The sequence below is a fragment of the Serratia sp. szju genome, assembly GCF_044594185.1.
Classification (GTDB): domain Bacteria; phylum Pseudomonadota; class Gammaproteobacteria; order Enterobacterales; family Enterobacteriaceae; genus Serratia; species Serratia bockelmannii.
On record NZ_CP172576.1, the window covers coordinates 4,976,462 to 4,993,302 of the forward strand.

Sequence of the window (16,841 nt, forward strand, 5' to 3'; positions counted from 1 at the left end):
GGTTCCCTCAGCTCACTCTTCGGTTAGCATACCCTATCCGCGCCGCCGCTCAACCTCCGCCGCCAGTCGCCGCTGCGCGTCATCGCCCTCGCGCAGCCCGGCGATCACCCCGCCGGCATCGTCGGCGCTGCGGTTCTGGCTCATTTTCCATTTGCCTTCGCGCCGGGTAACGGCGATCTCGATACCGACGATGCCTTTAAGCTGTGCGGCGATATAGTTGGCCGGCGCGTCGTCGAGCCGCCAGGGCGCCGGGCGGCGCCCTTCCTGTTGTGCCGTCAGGTCGATCAGCTGGCGGCGCAGCCAGGCCGGATCGTCCGTCACCGTCGGCACGCCATACAGCTGCACCATGCTGTAGTTCCAGGTCGGCACCACTTTGCCGGTCTGGCGCTTGCTCGGGTACCAGCCGGGGGACACATAGCCCTCCACGCCCTGAAAAATCACCAGGCATTCCGCCGCGTGCTGCAGCCGTCGCCAGTGCGCGTTGGCGCGCGACAGGTGCGCCCGCAGCCGGATCTGCCCCTGTTCGACATCGGCCAGAAACGGCAGCGGATCGGCCGTCAATCCCTGCTCGCCGTGGCTGACCAATAGCCCCAACGGGTGGGTCCGCACCAGCGCCAGTTGGGCATCCAGATTGTCTTCGCGAAATGTGGCGGGTTGAAACATCAGTGTGGCTCCTTATCGCTCTCTTATGATGACAACAGTAAAGCACCCGCCGGCGGCCTACTTAAGATCCGCTTTCTGAGTATTTCGAGTGATCCGGTTTAACAACAGCAGGGCGATGCCCATCGCCAACAGATTAAATACCATGGCGCCGGCAAAGGCCTGGGCATAGCGCTCCGCTGCACCGCCGCTCGCCAACAGCGGCACAAAAGCGACGCCGCTGACCACGATGCCCAGCGCGCCCCCCACCTGCTGCACGGTGGCAACCAGACCCGCCGCCATGCCCGCCTGCCGCTCCGGCGCCAAACCCAGCACCAGATTCAGCAGCGGCGTCATGCTCAGCGCCTGACCGAATCCCAGCACCACTAACCCCGGCAGCAGCCGCAGAGGGTGCGCCAGCGCCTCACCCCACAGCGCCTGCGCCATCAATAGCGCCAACCCGGCGGCGTAAATCGCCACGCCCACGCTCAGTACGCCATTGCCCCAACGCAGCGCCAGCCGGGGCGCCAGCATCGACGCCAGCATAAAGGCCGCGCTGGCCGGGGCGAACAGGCTGCCCGCCTGAAAAGGCGTCAGCCCCGCCCCCGCCTGCAGCAGCAGCGCGAAACACAAGAAAAACGAGGAAGCGGTGGCATAAATCGCCAGCACCACCGCCATACCCGGCGCGAAACCCGCCTGGCGGAACAGCGCCGGATCGAGCACCGCATCATCACCGCGCTGCGCCAGACGGCGCTCCCAACGCAGAAAGCCCCACAGCGTCAGCATCGCTAACGCCAACATCGGCGCTATCCACCACGGCCAGCCGCGCGCCGGCCCCTCCAGCAACGGCAGCAACAACAGCGACAGGCCGGTCGCCGCCAGCCACAGGCCAACGCCGTCCAGCCGCTGCGCCTGCGCCACGCGCGATTCGGGAATGCGCCGCGCCGCCCACAGCGCCAGTGCGCCGATCGGCAAATTGATCAAAAAGATCATGCGCCAGCCGCTGCCGAACAGGTTAGCCTCGATGATAAATCCGCCGAGGATCTGGCCGAAGATCGCCGCCAATCCCAGCGTCATGCCCAGCCAAGCGAAGGCGCGCCGCCGCTGTTGCGGCGCGTACAGGACCCGCATCAAGGCGTAAATTTGCGGGAACAACAGCGCCGCCGTCGCCCCCTGCAGAATACGCGCGGCGATCAGCAGGCCGAGCGATCCCGCCAGCCCGCACAACAGGGAGCTCAGCGTGAATCCCAGCATGCCGAGGCTGAACAAGCGCCGACGCCCGAAGCGATCGCCCAAACGCCCACCGGCGATCAACAGCACCCCAAACGCCAGCTCATAACCGGCGACGATCAAACCGATCCCGGCGAAATCGGCGGCGAACTGCCGCTGGATCACCGGCGCCGCCACGTTGACCACGAACAGATCGAACACCGTGACGAACCCGCCCAACAGCAGCACCGGCAGGCCAGGCAGCCCTCGCCGCTCACGAGATAATGAATGTTCCATACCACCTCCAGAGATTATGATGGCCGCAGTATGGAACAAGGTTTAAACTGTTACTATATAGCCATTTATACTATTACTGACAGCAACAGGACGGCCGACATGCCCCCACGCACCCTCGAACGCACCCGCCACGAACTGGGGGATTTTCTGCGGCAAAAGCGAGAACAACTGTCACCAGAGTCAGTCGGCTTGCCAAGCGGCAGCCGCCGCCGCACGCCGGGATTGCGGCGCGAGGAGGTGGCGGCGCTGGCCGGCGTCGGCCTCACCTGGTACACCTGGCTGGAGCAAGGCAGGGAAATCAATGCGTCGGTGACGTTTTTGGAAAATCTGGCGCGGGTGCTGCAGCTCGACGCCGCCGGCCGCTACCACCTGTTCTTATTGGCGCATCAGCGCCCGCCGGTGCCGGTTGGGCATCAGTGGTGCCAGGTTTCGCCGTTGGTGCGGCGCCTGCTGGACGATTTGACGCTGCGGCCGGCCTACGTCATGAACCTGAGTTGGGACATCATCGCCTGGAATCCGGCGGCGCAGCAGCTGTTCGCCATCGGCGAGCGCCCGGCGCAAGAGCGCAACATGTTGTGGATGCTGTTTGCCGATCCGCAGCTCAATGCGCGCCTGCTGGAGTGGCGGGCGCAGGCGCCGCAAATCCTGGCCAGCTTCCGCCGCGACTACGCCCGTGCGCCGGAGGATGAGGTGATGCGCCAACGGGTACAGGCGCTGGAGCAGGTATCGCCGCAATTCCGCCAGCTCTGGCGGCAGCATGACATTCACGGACGTTGCCAGGGGCGGCGCAGCTTCATCGTCCCGGCAATCGGCCCGGTCACCTTTGACCACGCCTCTTTCATCGTCGACGAAGAGAACCACCTGCGGCTGGTGATGTACAGCGCGCTGCCGGACGAACCGGCCAGCGCGGCGTTTGAAGCGCTGCTGCGCGAGGGTTAGCGGCGGCTGTCGAAAATGAGCTTGCAGGCCAGCCCGGCGAATACGCCGCTCAGCAGGTAGTTCGGCCAGCGGGCGCTGAAGCGGCGGCCGGCGAAGCGGCTTTTCATGCCGCTGACCGCCAGGATCACCCCGCCGTTAATCAGCAACCCCACCAGATTCAGCACCGTCGCCAGCGCCAGCATCTGTGCCACCACCGAGCCCGCACGCGGATCGATAAACTGCGGGAACAGCGCCAGCACGAACAGCGCCATTTTCGGGTTGAGGATGTTGGTGCACAGTCCCTGCCGGAAAATGCGCGCCGTCGGCACGGCCTGCAACCCGGCAGAAGCCTGCAGACTGCTGCCGGATCGCAGCGTTTTCCACGCCAGGTAGAGCAGATAGGCGGCGCCCAACATTCTCACCGCGTCGTAAGCCAGCGGCACCGCGACGAACAGTTGCGACAACCCCAGCGCCGCCGCCAGCGCGTGGCAGTATGTGCCGAGCTGAATGCCCGCCAGCGAAGCGAAACCGGCGCGCCGCCCCTGGCTGACGCTGCGCGAAGCGATCAGCAGCATATCCGGGCCGGGGGTCAGCGCCAGCGCCACGCAGGCACCGGAAAACAACAACAACGTTGCGGCATCAATCATGAATCACCTGATAAGAAGACGGACGGGGATGGAGCGTCCATCATAGCGACGCCGACGTGGCTTGTCAGCGCCGCTCACCTCAGATCACCCACAAATCGAGATACTCGTTGACCGGCATCTGCGCCAGCCGCTGGCGGTCCAGCGACACCTCGAGAATGCGCTGCTGCTGCAGGGCTGGGAACTGGCGCGCCAGGTTGATTTTGAACTTCTCGATCAGCAGCGGGATGCCCTCTTCGCGCCGCCGCGCATGGCCGATAGGATACTCCACCGCCACCTCATCCAGACGGCTGCCGTCGGCGAACTCCACCGTCAGCGCATTGGCGATCGAGCGCTTTTCCGGATCGTGATAATCACACGTGAAAGCGGGATCTTCATGGCAGTGGATCTTACTACGCAATGCGTCGATACGCGGATCTTCGGCCACCCGGTCTTCGTAATCCGCCGCCGTCAGCCGGCCGAACAGCAACGGGATCGCCACCATATACTGAATGCAGTGATCGCGATCCGCCGGGTTATCCAGCGGCCCCTGCTTGTCGATAATGCGCAGGCAAGCCTCGTGGGTGCGGATGCTCACCCTGGCGATGTCAGCGGCGGTTTTGCCGGCGGCCTGCATCTGGCGGTGCAGCGTCATGGCCGCCTCCACGGCGGTCTGGGCATGGAACTCCGCCGGGAACGAAATTTTAAACAGCACGTTCTCCATCACATACGCGCCGTACGGCCGCTGGAAGCGGAAAGGTTTGCCGTTAAACGAGACGTCGTAGAATCCCCAGGTCGGCGCCGTCAGCGCCGAGGGGTAGCCCATTTCGCCGGTGGCGGCCATCAGCGCCAGCCGCACCGCGCGGGCGGTCGCATCCCCCGCAGCCCAGGATTTGCGGGTGCCGGCGTTCGGCGCGTGGCGATAGGTACGCAGCGACTGCCCGTCCACCCACGCCAGCGACACCGCGTTCAGGATCGCCTCGCGGCTCAGGCCGAGCAGCTGTGCCACCACTGCGGTGGACGCCACCTTCACCAGCAGCACGTGATCCAGCCCCACCCGGTTGAAGGCGTTTTCCAGCGCCAGACAGCCCTGGATCTCATGCGCCTTGATCATGGCGATCATCACCTGCCGCATGGTCAGCGGCGCCTTGCCTGCCGCCACCGCCTGGCGCGAGAGCCAGTCGGCCACCGCCAGGATCCCGCCCAGGTTGTCCGACGGGTGGCCCCACTCCGCCGCCAGCCAGGTGTCGTTGAAGTCGAGCCAGCGGATCATGGCGCCGATATTGAACGCCGCCTGCACCGGATCCAGCTGGAAACGGGTGCCGGGCACCCGGCTGCCGTTCAGCACCTCGGCGCCCGGCACCACCGGCCCCATCAGTTTCTTGCAGGCCGGGTAGCTCAGCGCCTCCAGCCCGCAGCCGAGGGTATCGAGCAGGCAATAGTGAGCGGTGCGGTATGCCGCCGGGCTATCGACGGCCTCTTTCATCACATAATCGACGATATCGACCATTTCGCGATCGAACGGCGGACGGCGGGTATTGGCAGACTCAAGCATCATGATTCCCAAAGGCTCCAGAGTGAAAACGACACGATAACGACCGGCGCTCAGCGCTGATCCAGCGGTACGAACGCCCGCACTTCCGGCCCGGTATAGTTGGCGGACGGGCGAATGATTTTGTTGTCCTGCCGTTGCTCGATGATGTGCGCCGACCAGCCGCTGACGCGCGCCATGACAAACAGCGGCGTGAACATTTCGGTGGGCACCCCCAGCTGGTGGTAAGACACCGCCGAGAACCAGTCGAGGTTGGGGAACATCTTTTTGGTGTCGTGCATCACGCTTTCCAGCCGATCGGCGATGTCATACAGCTTCATCGCCCCCGCTTCCTGCGACAGGCGCAGCGCGATCTCTTTGATCACCTGATGGCGCGGATCGGAGACGGTGTACACCGGGTGCCCGAAGCCAATCACCACCTCTTTGTTGTCGATGCGGCGGCGAATGTCGGCTTCCGCTTCGTCCGGCGTTTCATAGCGTTGCTGGATCTCCAGCGACACCTCGTTGGCGCCGCCGTGCTTCGGCCCGCGCAGCGCGCCAATGGCGCCGACGATCGCCGAATAGACGTCGGATCCGGTGCCGGCGATCACCCGGCCGGCGAAGGTCGAGGCGTTGAACTCATGCTCGGCGTACAGGATCAATGACGCGTGCATCGCCTGCTCCCAGCTGGCAGAAGGCGCCTCGCCGTGCAGCAGGTGCAGAAAGTGGCCGCCGATGGAATCGTCGTCGGTCTCCGGCTGAATGCGCTCGCCGTTGTGGCTGTAGTGATACCAATACAGCAGCATCGATCCCAACGACGCCAGCAGCCGATCGGCAATGTCGCGCGCGCCGGCCGCGCCGTGCTGCTCTTTTTCCGGCAGCGTGCAGCCAAGGGCCGAAACGCCGGTGCGCATCACGTCCATCGGATGCGAAGCCGCCGGCAGCGCCTCCAGCACCGTGCGCACGCTGGCGGGCAGGCCGCGCAGCGCTTTGAGACGGTGTTTATAGGCCTGCAGCTCGTCGCGGTTGGGCAACTTGCCGTGGATCAGCAGATGGGCGACCTCTTCAAACTCGCAGTGGCGCGCGAGATCGAGGATATCGTAACCGCGGTAGTGCAGATCGTTGCCGCTGCGCCCTACGGAACACAGCGCGGTATTTCCGGCGGGCACGCCGGATAACGCCACGGATTTTTTCGGCTTAACGCCAGTCGGGCTTTGCGGGGGGATCGCTTGGCTCATACTGTCCTCATTTGGCTTCTGCGTGAATGGCGCTTATTCGTCGCGCTGGCGAGCGAACAAAGCGTCGAGTTTCTCTTCGAACAAATAGTAGTTGATGCTTTCGTACAGCTCGTTGCGGGTCTGCATGGTGTCGATGACGCTTTTCTGCGTGCCCTCCTCGCGCAGGGCGCGGTACACCCGCTCCGCCGCCCGGTTCATCGCCCGAAAGGCCGACAGCGGATACAGCGCCATATCCACCCGAGCGCTGCGCAGCTCGTCGGTGGTGAACAGCGGCGTCGCGCCGAATTCGGTGATGTTGGCGAGGATCGGCACCTGCGTCGCTTCGGCGAAACGGCGGTACATGCCCAGTTCGGTGATCGCTTCCGGGAACAGCATGTCGGCCCCGGCCGCCACGTAAGCTTGAGCGCGCTCGATGGCCGCCTCCAGCCCCTCCACCGCCAGCGCGTCAGTGCGCGCCATGATCACGAAGTCCGGATCGCTGCGCGCATCTACCGCCGCCTTGATGCGATCCACCATCTCTTCGGTGGAGACGATGGCCTTATTGGGCCGATGGCCGCAGCGCTTGGCGCCGACCTGATCTTCGATATGCAGCGCCGCCGCCCCGGCCTTGCTCACCGAGCGCACCGTGCGGGCAACGTTAAACGCCGATGCGCCGAAACCGCTGTCGACATCCACCAGCAGCGGCAGCGGGCAGACGTCGGTGATGCGGCGAATATCGGTCAACACATCGTCCAGCGTCGAAATGCCCAGGTCCGGCAGCCCCAGCGAACCCGCCGCCACGCCGCCGCCGGAAAGATAGATGGCCTGGAACCCGGCCCGCTGGGCCAGCAGCGCATGGTTGGCGTTGATCGCGCCGGCGATTTGCAGGGGTTTCTCTTTATTCAGGGCCTGACGAAAGGCGAGCCCGGGTGAGCGCAGCGTCATGACGTTCTCTCCGATTAGCTAGATGGAACAGACAGAGCAAGGAGCGGGCCAGGTTTCACTTCGGTGAGGGGGAAAATTAAAAACTATAAAAATAAGTGAGTTACAACATATTCAGCGCCATTGGCCTGGCAAAGGGATAAAAAACGTTTCAGTTAACGTTTCAATCGTTGTTTCACACAGTAAATTTGAAACATAACTGAAACCGGGCTACACCTAATGCAGCCACTTCCATTCGGTAACCCACCATGAGCGATCACATCACGCCATCCCGCGCGCCGGACAAACCGGTGATCTGGACCGTCTCCATCACCCGCCTGTTCGATCTGTTCCGGGACATCAGCCTCGAGTTCGACCATCTGGCGACCATCACCCCGATCCGTCTCGGCTTCGAGGAGGCGGTGCAGCACATCCGCGCACGCCTGGCGACCGAACCGTGCGACGCCATCATCGCCGCCGGCTCCAACGGCGCCTACCTGAAAAGTCGCCTGTCGGTGCCGGTCATCCTGGTCAAGCCCGGCGGCTTCGACCTGCTGCAGGCGCTGAGCAAGGCGCGCAGAACCGCCGATCGGATCGGCGTCATCACCTATAAAACGCCTTTGCCCGCACTGATGGAGTTCCAGCAAACCTTCGATCTGCCGCTGGAACAGCGCAGTTACGTCACCGAAGAGGACGCGCGCGGCCAGATCGCCGAGCTGAAAGCCGCCGGTATTCAGGCGGTGGTCGGCGCCGGCCTCATCAGCGATCTGGCGGAAGAGGCCGGGCTCACCGCCATTTTTCTCTATTCCGCCGCCACCCTGCGCGCCGCCTTCAGCGATGCGCTGGACGTAACGCGCCTGATGCTGAGCGGCGGCAAACGCGGCGGCGATTACGCCGCACGCGATACCCTGCAGCCACGCTATGGGCTGGGCGATTTGCAGGGCGACTCCCCGCAGATGGCGCAGACCCGGCGCACCATCATGTTGTACGCCCGCTCGCCGGCGGCGGTATTAATTGAAGGAGAAACCGGCACTGGCAAAGAGCTGGCGGCGCAGGCAATCCACCGCGAATACTTTTCCCGGCGCGGCGCACCGTCCAGGGGGGCGACGCCGCCGTTCGTCGCCATCAACTGCGGCGCCATCGCCGAATCGCTGCTGGAGGCGGAACTGTTCGGCTATGAGGAAGGCGCCTTCACCGGATCACGGCGCGGCGGCCGGCGCGGGCTGCTGGAAACCGCCAACGGCGGCACTCTGTTTCTGGATGAGATCGGCGAAATGCCGCTGCACCTGCAAACGCGACTGCTGCGCGCGCTGGAAGAGAAAACTATCACCCGGGTGGGCGGGCAACAGCCGGTAACGGTCGACTTTCGCGTCATCAGCGCCACCCACACCCGCCTGGAGCAGGCGATTCAACGGGGCGGTTTTCGCGCCGATCTGTTTTATCGCCTGAGCGCCCTGCGGCTGCAGCTGCCGCCATTGCGGGCGCGCGGCGACGATATTGCGATGCTGGCGGAACACTTTCTGAAACAGTCGCTGGCGGCGCTCGATGTGCCGCTGACGGAGCCGCTGCGCACCGCCCTGGCCGGCTGTTACGCCGCGCTAAGCCATTACGCCTGGCCCGGCAACCTGCGCGAACTACGCAACATGATGGAACGGGTAGCGCTGATGCTGAGCACCGGCGCAGCGCCGAGCGGTGAAACGCTGCAGTGGCTGTTGCCGGAGCTGGCGGCGGTCACGCCGCCCGAGACGCAGGCGGCGCCCATCTCCGCCCACGAAGCCCTGGCGCGGTGCGGGGGCGACCACGCCGCCGCCGCCCGGTTGCTCGGGATCAGCCGCACCACCTTATGGCGCCGGCTGAAAAAACCGAACTGAGCATCAGCCGGCGCGCCGGCCGTCCGAGGCCGGCAGCAGTCGCGCTCGCCGATCGCCCAGCAGGTTCATGCCCGCCGCCGCCAGCAGGATGATCGCCGCGCCCAGCAGCTGCCACGCCGACAGGCGGTGGCCAAACGCCAGGCGATCCACCAGCATGGCGGCGATCGGGTAGATAAACGACAGCGAGCCGATCAGGTTGGTGGGCAGCTTCTGCAGCGCACCGTACATCAACACGTACATCAGGCCGGTGTGCAGCACGCCGAGCGTCGCCAGCATCCCCCACTGCCCAACGCTGGCCGAAACATGGAAATCCACCAGCGGCAACAGCATCACCGCCCCTACCGTCACCTGGATCAGCGCAATGAGATGCGGCGGCGTGCCCTTCAGCCGCTTGGCCGCCAGCGCCATCAGGGCGTAGAAAAACGCCGCGCCGAGCGCCAGCGCGATGCCCGCCAGATAATGGCTCTGCTCCCCCGCCTGCCGCGGCTGCGCCAGCACCACCAGCATCATGCCGCCGAACGCCAGCCCCAGCCACAGCAGCTTGCGGGCGGTCAGCCGTTCCCCCAAAAACAGCGCCCCCAGCCCCACCAGCATAAACGGCTGGGTGTTATACACCGCGGTGGCGATGGAAATAGAGGCATAGGAATAGGCGGCAAACAGCAGCAGCCAGTTGATCACCAGCGCGACGCCGCCGGCGATCGCCAGCAGCAGCGTGGCGCACGTCAGCGCATCGCGTCGCAGCTGCCCCAATACGCCGCACACCGCCAGCAGCACCAGCGCGCCTACCGCGCAGCGCCAAAACACCACGTTGATAACCGGCTGGCCGGACATCAACACAAACCAGCCGATAGAGCCGGAAATCAACATCGCCGCCGCCATCTCCAGCGATCCGCGTTTTATCTCTGCATTCATTCTGCGTTCCTCGAAGCTTGCCCAGAGACATAGCTTGCGGCTTCGCGGGGCGGCTTTCCATAGCATAAAAAAGGCAGATATGCTTAACTGCCTTTTTCTCTAAGCTATAATAAAGAAAATACCTAACGGAGGCGTTATGGATGATATCGATCGCCAAATCCTGACCATTCTGGCGGAAGATGCGCGCGCATCGTTGAAGACGCTGAGCGCGCAGGTGGGGCTGTCGTCGCCGAGCACGTCGGAAAGACTGCGGCGGCTGGAAGAAAGCGGCGTGATCCAGGGTTATACCCTGAACGTCAATCTGCAGGCGGTAGGCTATGCCTTCGAGTCGCTGGTGCGCATCAAGCCGCTGCCGGGCATGCTGAAGAAGGTCGAGCAGCTGATTCAGGCGATCCCGGAAGTGGTCGAATGCGATAAGGTGACCGGCGAAGACTGCTTTATCGTGCGGCTGGTGGCGCACTCGATGGAACAGCTCGACCATACCCTCGATCGGCTGGCCGAGCATGCGCAGAGCAACACCTCGATCGTGAAAACCACGCCGGTCAAGCGCCGCCTGCCGCCGCTGCTCTGATCAACGCCGCCGTTTGCGGGCGAACGGGTTGCCGCGCTTCTTCTCTTTTTTGGCCGCGTCGGCGGCGGATTTCAGCGCCGCCAGATGCGCCTTGTCGGCCTCCGGCACCGCGCGCTGCTCAATCGGGAACACCGGCAGCGACGCCAACAGCCGCGAACCGTAGTTTTTGGTCAACAGCCGGCGATCGTAGATCACGATCTCGCCGTAGCATTGGTTACTGCGGATCAGTCGGCCGACCTGCTGGATCAGGTTGAACGAGGCGCTCGGCAGGCTCTGCACTTCGAACGGATAGCGCTTCAGTGATTTCAGCCACTCGCCTTCGGTGATGATCACCGGGCTGTCGATCGGCGGGAACGCGATTTTGTGAATATGCACCTGGGTCAGCAGTTCGCCTTTCAGATCCAGCCCTTCGGCGAACGATTGCAGCCCCACCAGCACGCTGGCGACGCCCTTCTCCACCCGCTTGCGGTGCTCTTCCACCAGCCGGTAGCGCGGCTGGTCGCCCTGCACCAGCAGCATCAGCCGCAGATCGGTCACGTAGCTGAGGAAAGTCTGCATCGCCCGGTGGCTGCTGAACAGGATCAGCATGCCTTTGTGCTTGCCGCTCGCCTGCTCGGCGCGGAAAAACCGCGCCATCTCCTCGAGGTGCTCCGCCTCGTTGGCGAGCGCCGGTTCATAGCGCATCTGCGGAATGACAATTTTGCCCTGTTCGACGTGATTGAACGGCGAAGAGAGCGTTTCGAAGCGATCGCCGGCCTTCTCGCTCAGCCCGCTCATCTCCTGCAAACGCGCGAAGCTGTTCAGTGAACGCAGCGTGGCCGAGGTGACCACCACGTGCGGCACCTTGCGCCACAGCAGCTTCTCCAGCTGGTCGCTGACGCGGATGCCGACGCAGTGCAAATACAGATGGGTAACGTTATCGCGCAGCTCGCGCGTGACCCATTTGGAGATCGGCGCGTTGGACGACTTGTCGAGCGCCGCCAGCCGCCACAGCTTGCTCATCGCCTCCAGATAGCCCAGCGTGCGGCTCATCTGAATGATCGCGCGATGCAGACGCACGATGTCGTGCTTGCCGGTCTGCTCGGTAAGATCGTTAAGCACGAACTCCGCCAGCCCCCGTAATGCATCGGTCAGTTTAAACAGCCGCGCGCAGCTCTCCACCATCTCCGCGGGCAGCTCGCCCATTTCAAAACGGTGCTCGGCCGCCACGCTATCGCCGGGCAGGTAGGCGCTGACCTGATGCTCGAAGATCTGCACCAGCTCGCGCAGCTCTTCGCAATGATTTTTCAGCCGTTCGCTGTTGGCCAGCCCCGGCGGATTCTTCGGCCGGTACTGCGTCATGCACTGCTCGACCTGGCGCACGATCATGTCCAACTGCAGGTTGGTCGACAGCGCGGTGATTTCCCCGTCGATCTCCAGCGCGTCGCGCGCCACCTCAGGCAAATGATGGCCTTCGTCCAGCACCAGCAGCAATTCTTTCGGGTTCGGCAGCACCGATTCCGTCTCCAGCGCCGCCATCACCAGCGCGTGGTTGGCCACCACCACGTCGGCGCTCTCGATCTCTTTGCGGGCAATATAGAACGGGCATTCGCGAATGTAGTGGCAGTTGCGCCCCAGGCAGTTGGCCTTGTCGGTGCTCAGCTTGGCCCACAGCGGATCGTCGATGCTCTGCTGATAGTGATCGCGCAGCCCGTCCCACTCGAAGCGAGCCAACGCCTTGGTCAGTTTCTGGCACAGCGCCTGCTCTTCGCCGCTGGACGGCGCCAGTTCGTCGTCGAGGAACAGCGTCAGATCGCCCTGTTGACTGACGTCGGTGCTCATCGCCGCCAGGTTACGCGGGCAGACGTAACGCCCGCGGCCAAATGCACCGGTAAATTTCAGATCGGGGATAATCTTCTTCAGCAGCGGCAAATCTTTGCTGTAGATCTGGTCCTGTAGCGCCACGTTGGCGGTGCTCACCACCAGCGGCTTGCTCTCCGCCCGCCCGACGGCGATGCCCGGGATTAGATAAGACAGCGTTTTACCGACGCCGGTCGGCGCCTCGATCGCCAGATGGCGCGGGTAGTCACCGGCCAACGTCTTCGCCACCTCGGCGATCATCTGACGCTGGGGCGCGCGGGAAATGAAATCCGGTATTTGCTGCTGCAGGGCTTTGTACCACTGGCCAATCTGATCTTTAACTGCGGAGGAGAGCGCCATTCAACTCTTATCTAAACGAAATGATGGCGCTATTGTCCCACAGACCGCCGGCGACGTCAGCCCGAGTTACGCCTGCGGATCGATCATCGAGGCGCGACCTCCGCCGAACGACCACTCGTCCAACTGGGTGGTGGCGATCACCACCATCACATCCTCGGGGTTCAGCCGCAGCTTTTCCATCAGCAACGCCGCCAGCCGTCGGTAGAAACGCCGCTTGGTGTCGCTGTCGCGCGGCCGCCCGGCGGTGATGTAAAACAGCACGAAATCAGCGCTGCGCGGCCCGCCGAGATAGTCGCGATCGTAGATAAGCTCACCGGGGCGGTATTGATCGAACACCTGAAATTTGTCCGCCGGCGGCACCTCGAACGCCTCCACCAGCGCCTGATGCAGGCTGTCGGACAAGGTTTGCAGGTAGTCGGCGGATTTGCCCTGATGCAGGGCGATGCGGCTAAACGGCATGGGGCGCCTCCGGTTCCAGCTCGCGCAGGCGCGCCACGGCCGATGCCGCTGCAGGCCAGCCGGCGTAGAACGCCAGATGGGTGATGAGCTCGGCCAGTTGCTGACGCGCCACGCCGTTGCGCTGCGCCAGCTGCAGGTGAAACGGCAGCTGTTCCACGCGGTTGAGCGCCACCAGCGCGGCGACGGTGATCAGGCTGCGCTCGCGCGGGCTCAGCTCTGGCCGCTGCCAGACATCGTCAAACAATATGTTGTCGCTGAGCTGCGCCAGCTTGGGGGCAATATCGCCGAACGCCTGTTGCCCGGCCTGGGATTCTGATGGCATCACACTCTCCTGTCAGTTACGGATAGCCTTACGCTACCCGCCGCCGCAGCGAGTGAAAATCGGGATTTTCGACAGTCTCGGTTCAGAAAAACGGGAGGGTTCCCCGCCGGGCAGCGGGGAGGTTTCACGATTCCAGTGGGGCAACGCCGTCGAAATGGGCGCTCAGCAGCGCATTCAGCTCCGGCCGCTGCTCCACCCGTTCGGCGATGGCGTACAGCCGCGGGCAGTGCTGCCGGAACCACGCGCGGCCCGGCCGCCAGTTGCACATCACCGCCACGTACAGATCCAACGCGCTGAAGCTCTTGCCGAGAAACCACGGGCCCGCTGCGCCGGCGGCGGCGTTCAGCTGCTGCAATAAACGCTCGCGATAATCCATCACCGCATTTTTCAGCTGCTCCGCCCCCGCCGCCTGCGGCTGCCAGCGCTGCGGATGGTCGGCATAGGTGAAGGTGGGGTAAATCTCCGCGTTAATGAACAGCAGCCAGCGCAGAAAACGTGGCAACAGCGGCGAGCCGCCGGGCGGCGCCAGTTCAGCATGCGGTGCGCGATCGTGCAGCAGCAGGATAATCGCCGCGCTCTCCGTCATCACTTCGTCATTGGGCAACACCAAGGTAGGCACCTGGCCCAGCGGGTTTAGCGCCAGCAGGCGATCGCGCTCCGGGCCGTCCTGCGTGTAGTCCACCTCCTCATAGCCCCAGGGGAACGCGGTCAACGCCAACGCGGCGGCCACGATCGTCGAACCGCAACCCTGCGTGCCGAACAAAGTATAAGTATCGTGCATGATTCCTCCCGCAGCGGAACAAGGTATCGATAACTGTAGACCAGCCGCCGACCGTCGGCTGAAGAAAAAATTCACCCTTTGCGCGACTTTTTTAATCGTTCGACATGAAAATGAATTTTTTGTCATAAATGGATCACATTACTACGGTAAAAATTCTCCGCCGCCAACAATCAGGCGGCACAGTGAAACAGCAATGCAACTGATGATAAGCGTCTTTCAATCGAATAAAGCAGGGTAACCCATGAAACGTAATCTTCTGGCCGTTATTATTCCGGCACTTTTACTTGCGCAAGCGGCACAGGCAGCAGAAATCTACAATAAAGACGGCAACAAGCTCGATTTTTACGGCCGTGTAAAAGCCCTGCATTATTTCTCCGATGATGCCGGCAACGACGGTGATAAAACTTACGTCCGCATCGGCTTTAAAGGCGCGACTCAGATTAACGATATGCTGACCGGCTACGGCCAGTGGGAATATCAGATCGCCGCCAACCATACTGAATCCGACGGCACTAAAGACACTAAAACGCGTCTGGGCTTCGCCGGTCTGAAATATAAGGATCTCGGCTCCTTCGACTACGGCCGCAACTACGGCATCATTTACGACGTCGGCGCCTGGACGGATATGATCCCTGAATTCGGCGACGATGCTTATATCAAGACCGACAACTTCATGAACGGCCGCACCAACGGCGTCGCCACCTACCGTAATAACAACTTCTTCGGTCTGGTTGACGGCCTGAAATTTGCCGTGCAGTACCAGGGCAAGAACGAAAACGACGGCCGCTCCGCCAGCAAGGCGAACGGCGACGGTTGGGGCCTCTCCTCCAGCTACGAAATCATCGACGGTCTGAGCGTGGGTGCCGCCTATGCCTCTTCCAACCGCACCGCCACGCAAAAAGCGGGCACCTTCGGTAAAGGCGACAAGGCCGATATCTGGGCCGGTGGTCTGAAATACGACAACAACAACGTCTACCTGGCCGCGACTTATTCGCAGAGCCGCAATATTGCGCCTATTTCCGGCACCGCCACCATCAATAACAATTCGACTTCCGTTAGCGGCTTCGCCAATAAAGCGGAAGGGATTGAATTGGTCGCGCAATATCAGTTCGACTTCGGTCTGCGCCCATCGCTGGGTTACGTTCAGCAGAAAGGCAAAGATATTGAAGGCATCGGCGATGTCGATCTGGTTAAATATTTCGACGTGGCGGCGACCTATTACTTCAACAAAAACATGTCCACTTATGTCGAATATAAAATCAACCAGCTCGATGACGACAACAAGCTGGGCCTGAAAAACGACGACGTCGTTGTTCTCGCCCTGACCTACCAGTTCTGATGTGATGAATGAATAACCACCACTGCAAACTTTAGCGTCACTTGATACCCAGAGTTTTATTTCGCCGGGCGGCTGCGTCCGGCTTTTTTGTTTTTATTTTCCCCGCCAACGAATCCCCCCGCTTGCCTTGCAAAACAAACGGGTCTACATGTATAGCTTTCCCCCGAGCGGAATCAGCCATGCACAACGACGGACGCTTCGACTTCCACAACGCCGTGCGCTACAGCAGCGACGAGCTGGCCAATATCCTCACCCACTGTTTTGAAAACTACATTGTACGCTTCGTGCTCGACGGGCCGGCCTTCGCCGCCCGCTTCGGCGCCGAAGACCTCAGCCTGAACGACAGCCTGATCGTCACCCATCGCCAGGAACCGGTGGCGGTGGCGCTGATCGCCCGTCGCGGCCGACACAGCCGGGTCGCGGCCTTTTCCATACGCCCCGAGATGCGCGGTCAGGGGCTGGGTAAGGCGCTGATGCAGCGGGTGGTGGCGGATGCCCGTCAGCGCGGCGACCATCGGCTGTCGCTGGAAGTGATCGAAGGCAACGAAGCCGCGCTGGCGCTGTACCATCGCGCCGGGCTGCGCATCGTGCGCACCCTGACCGGCCACCAGGCGCCGGCGGAAGTGCCGCCAGGCACGGCGGTGCTGCAGGCGGTCGATCCGTTGACCGTCAGCCATCGCCTGACGGCGGAAGGCGCCACCGACCTGCCCTGGCTGATTGCCCCCGAATCGCTGTTCAAGCTGCCGGGCACACCGCGAGCCTATACGCTCAATCGTCAGGCCTACGCCGTGGTGATGCCCGGCGCCGAGCACTGCTGGCTGCGCCTGATCTACGTGCCCCCGCAGCACCGCGGTCAGGGGCATGCCCGCGCCTTGCTAGCCGCCCTGCAAGCGCAGTTCGCCCCTTTGCCGCTGACCGCCAACGTCTTTGTGCCCGAGGTGGCCGCCCCCTTCTTTACGCATCTTGGCTGGCGTCAGGAGCCCCTGCGCCAGTTCGAGATGGATATGCTGCTGGACAGCCCACAAGACTAAA

The 16,841-nt window shown here is 63.0% G+C and carries 16 protein-coding genes; 5 read left to right on the forward strand and 11 right to left on the reverse strand.

Annotated features, from left to right (window positions below):
* Positions 1-33: 33 nt before the first annotated feature.
* Both RE418_RS23570 and RE418_RS23575 read right to left on the reverse strand, forming a co-directional pair.
* Positions 34-663 (reverse strand): FMN-binding negative transcriptional regulator, encoded by a 630-nt coding sequence (locus tag RE418_RS23570; protein WP_399675618.1) that lies wholly within the window; start codon positions 661-663, stop codon positions 34-36.
* Positions 664-720: 57 nt separating this feature from the next.
* On the reverse strand, positions 721-2,145 hold the full coding sequence (locus RE418_RS23575) for an MFS transporter (protein WP_025302072.1): 1,425 nt from the start codon (positions 2,143-2,145) through the stop codon (positions 721-723).
* A 99-nt stretch (positions 2,146-2,244) separates the two neighbouring features.
* Here RE418_RS23575 and RE418_RS23580 point away from each other — a divergent pair, with 99 nt between their 5' ends.
* Positions 2,245-3,084, forward strand: coding sequence for a helix-turn-helix transcriptional regulator (locus tag RE418_RS23580; RefSeq protein WP_164068356.1), 840 nt, complete (start codon positions 2,245-2,247; stop codon positions 3,082-3,084).
* Here the strand turns inward: RE418_RS23580 and RE418_RS23585 are convergent.
* The 4 genes from RE418_RS23585 to prpB form a co-directional block, all read right to left on the reverse strand.
* Positions 3,081-3,710 carry a LysE family translocator gene (locus RE418_RS23585; RefSeq protein WP_164068358.1) on the reverse strand — a complete coding sequence of 210 codons (630 nt, stop codon included), beginning with the start codon at positions 3,708-3,710 and terminating at the stop codon, positions 3,081-3,083. The two genes, RE418_RS23580 and RE418_RS23585, sit on opposite strands and share 4 nt — an antisense overlap.
* Positions 3,711-3,789: 79 nt before the next feature.
* Positions 3,790-5,241 carry a bifunctional 2-methylcitrate dehydratase/aconitate hydratase gene (locus RE418_RS23590; protein WP_169540424.1) on the reverse strand — a complete coding sequence of 484 codons (1,452 nt, stop codon included), beginning with the start codon at positions 5,239-5,241 and terminating at the stop codon, positions 3,790-3,792.
* A gap of 50 nt (positions 5,242-5,291) precedes the next feature.
* Positions 5,292-6,455, reverse strand: a complete 1,164-nt coding sequence (prpC, locus tag RE418_RS23595; RefSeq protein ID WP_164068360.1) for a 2-methylcitrate synthase — start codon at positions 6,453-6,455, stop codon at positions 5,292-5,294.
* Positions 6,456-6,488: 33 nt separating this feature from the next.
* A complete protein-coding gene (gene prpB, locus RE418_RS23600; RefSeq protein ID WP_049203922.1) occupies positions 6,489-7,379 on the reverse strand; it encodes a methylisocitrate lyase in 891 nt (296 codons plus the stop codon).
* A gap of 245 nt (positions 7,380-7,624) precedes the next feature.
* Here prpB and prpR point away from each other — a divergent pair, with 245 nt between their 5' ends.
* The gene (gene prpR, locus RE418_RS23605; protein ID WP_089180677.1) at positions 7,625-9,226 is read left to right on the forward strand and encodes a propionate catabolism operon regulatory protein PrpR; all 1,602 of its coding nucleotides are present in this window, start codon (positions 7,625-7,627) and stop codon (positions 9,224-9,226) included.
* 3 nt (positions 9,227-9,229) lie between these two features.
* On the opposite strand, the gene RE418_RS23610 is transcribed toward prpR, so the two are convergent.
* A complete protein-coding gene (locus tag RE418_RS23610; protein WP_049203920.1) occupies positions 9,230-10,138 on the reverse strand; it encodes a DMT family transporter in 909 nt (302 codons plus the stop codon).
* Positions 10,139-10,274: 136 nt separating this feature from the next.
* Between RE418_RS23610 and RE418_RS23615 the strand changes: the two genes are divergently transcribed.
* Positions 10,275-10,709 carry an Lrp/AsnC family transcriptional regulator gene (locus RE418_RS23615; RefSeq protein WP_025302064.1) on the forward strand — a complete coding sequence of 145 codons (435 nt, stop codon included), beginning with the start codon at positions 10,275-10,277 and terminating at the stop codon, positions 10,707-10,709.
* On the opposite strand, the gene dinG is transcribed toward RE418_RS23615, so the two are convergent.
* From dinG to RE418_RS23635, 4 genes are all read right to left on the reverse strand, one after another.
* Positions 10,710-12,908, reverse strand: a complete 2,199-nt coding sequence (gene dinG / locus RE418_RS23620) for an ATP-dependent DNA helicase DinG (protein ID WP_025302063.1) — start codon at positions 12,906-12,908, stop codon at positions 10,710-10,712.
* Positions 12,909-12,974: 66 nt separating this feature from the next.
* The gene (locus RE418_RS23625) at positions 12,975-13,367 is read right to left on the reverse strand and encodes a tautomerase family protein (RefSeq protein ID WP_089180676.1); all 393 of its coding nucleotides are present in this window, start codon (positions 13,365-13,367) and stop codon (positions 12,975-12,977) included.
* Positions 13,357-13,689: a carboxymuconolactone decarboxylase family protein gene (locus RE418_RS23630; RefSeq protein ID WP_025302061.1), complete on the reverse strand. Its 333-nt coding sequence runs from the start codon at positions 13,687-13,689 to the stop codon at positions 13,357-13,359. Before RE418_RS23630 ends, RE418_RS23625 begins: the two co-directional genes overlap by 11 nt.
* A gap of 124 nt (positions 13,690-13,813) precedes the next feature.
* Positions 13,814-14,470: a glutathione S-transferase family protein gene (locus tag RE418_RS23635; RefSeq protein ID WP_025302060.1), complete on the reverse strand. Its 657-nt coding sequence runs from the start codon at positions 14,468-14,470 to the stop codon at positions 13,814-13,816.
* A gap of 241 nt (positions 14,471-14,711) precedes the next feature.
* On the opposite strand from RE418_RS23635, the gene ompC reads away from it, so the two are divergent.
* Positions 14,712-15,809 carry a porin OmpC gene (ompC, locus tag RE418_RS23640; protein ID WP_025302059.1) on the forward strand — a complete coding sequence of 366 codons (1,098 nt, stop codon included), beginning with the start codon at positions 14,712-14,714 and terminating at the stop codon, positions 15,807-15,809.
* Between the two features lie 179 nt (positions 15,810-15,988).
* Positions 15,989-16,840 carry a GNAT family N-acetyltransferase gene (locus RE418_RS23645; RefSeq protein ID WP_043137039.1) on the forward strand — a complete coding sequence of 284 codons (852 nt, stop codon included), beginning with the start codon at positions 15,989-15,991 and terminating at the stop codon, positions 16,838-16,840.
* The last annotated feature ends 1 nt before the right edge of the window (position 16,841 follow it).

Coding starts and splice junctions, on each gene's coding strand:
- ompC (WP_025302059.1), top strand. CDS start 14,712: ATGAAACGTAATCTTCTGGCCGTTATTATTCCGGCACTTTTACTTGCG.
- RE418_RS23590 (WP_169540424.1), bottom strand. CDS start 5,241: ATGCTTGAGTCTGCCAATACCCGCCGTCCGCCGTTCGATCGCGAAATG.
- RE418_RS23580 (WP_164068356.1), top strand. CDS start 2,245: ATGCCCCCACGCACCCTCGAACGCACCCGCCACGAACTGGGGGATTTT.
- RE418_RS23615 (WP_025302064.1), top strand. CDS start 10,275: ATGGATGATATCGATCGCCAAATCCTGACCATTCTGGCGGAAGATGCG.
- prpC (WP_164068360.1), bottom strand. CDS start 6,455: ATGAGCCAAGCGATCCCCCCGCAAAGCCCGACTGGCGTTAAGCCGAAA.
- dinG (WP_025302063.1), bottom strand. CDS start 12,908: ATGGCGCTCTCCTCCGCAGTTAAAGATCAGATTGGCCAGTGGTACAAA.
- prpR (WP_089180677.1), top strand. CDS start 7,625: ATGAGCGATCACATCACGCCATCCCGCGCGCCGGACAAACCGGTGATC.
- RE418_RS23635 (WP_025302060.1), bottom strand. CDS start 14,470: ATGCACGATACTTATACTTTGTTCGGCACGCAGGGTTGCGGTTCGACG.
- RE418_RS23610 (WP_049203920.1), bottom strand. CDS start 10,138: ATGAATGCAGAGATAAAACGCGGATCGCTGGAGATGGCGGCGGCGATG.
- RE418_RS23625 (WP_089180676.1), bottom strand. CDS start 13,367: ATGCCGTTTAGCCGCATCGCCCTGCATCAGGGCAAATCCGCCGACTAC.
- RE418_RS23575 (WP_025302072.1), bottom strand. CDS start 2,145: ATGGAACATTCATTATCTCGTGAGCGGCGAGGGCTGCCTGGCCTGCCG.
- RE418_RS23645 (WP_043137039.1), top strand. CDS start 15,989: ATGCACAACGACGGACGCTTCGACTTCCACAACGCCGTGCGCTACAGC.
- RE418_RS23570 (WP_399675618.1), bottom strand. CDS start 663: ATGTTTCAACCCGCCACATTTCGCGAAGACAATCTGGATGCCCAACTG.
- RE418_RS23630 (WP_025302061.1), bottom strand. CDS start 13,689: ATGCCATCAGAATCCCAGGCCGGGCAACAGGCGTTCGGCGATATTGCC.
- prpB (WP_049203922.1), bottom strand. CDS start 7,379: ATGACGCTGCGCTCACCCGGGCTCGCCTTTCGTCAGGCCCTGAATAAA.
- RE418_RS23585 (WP_164068358.1), bottom strand. CDS start 3,710: ATGATTGATGCCGCAACGTTGTTGTTGTTTTCCGGTGCCTGCGTGGCG.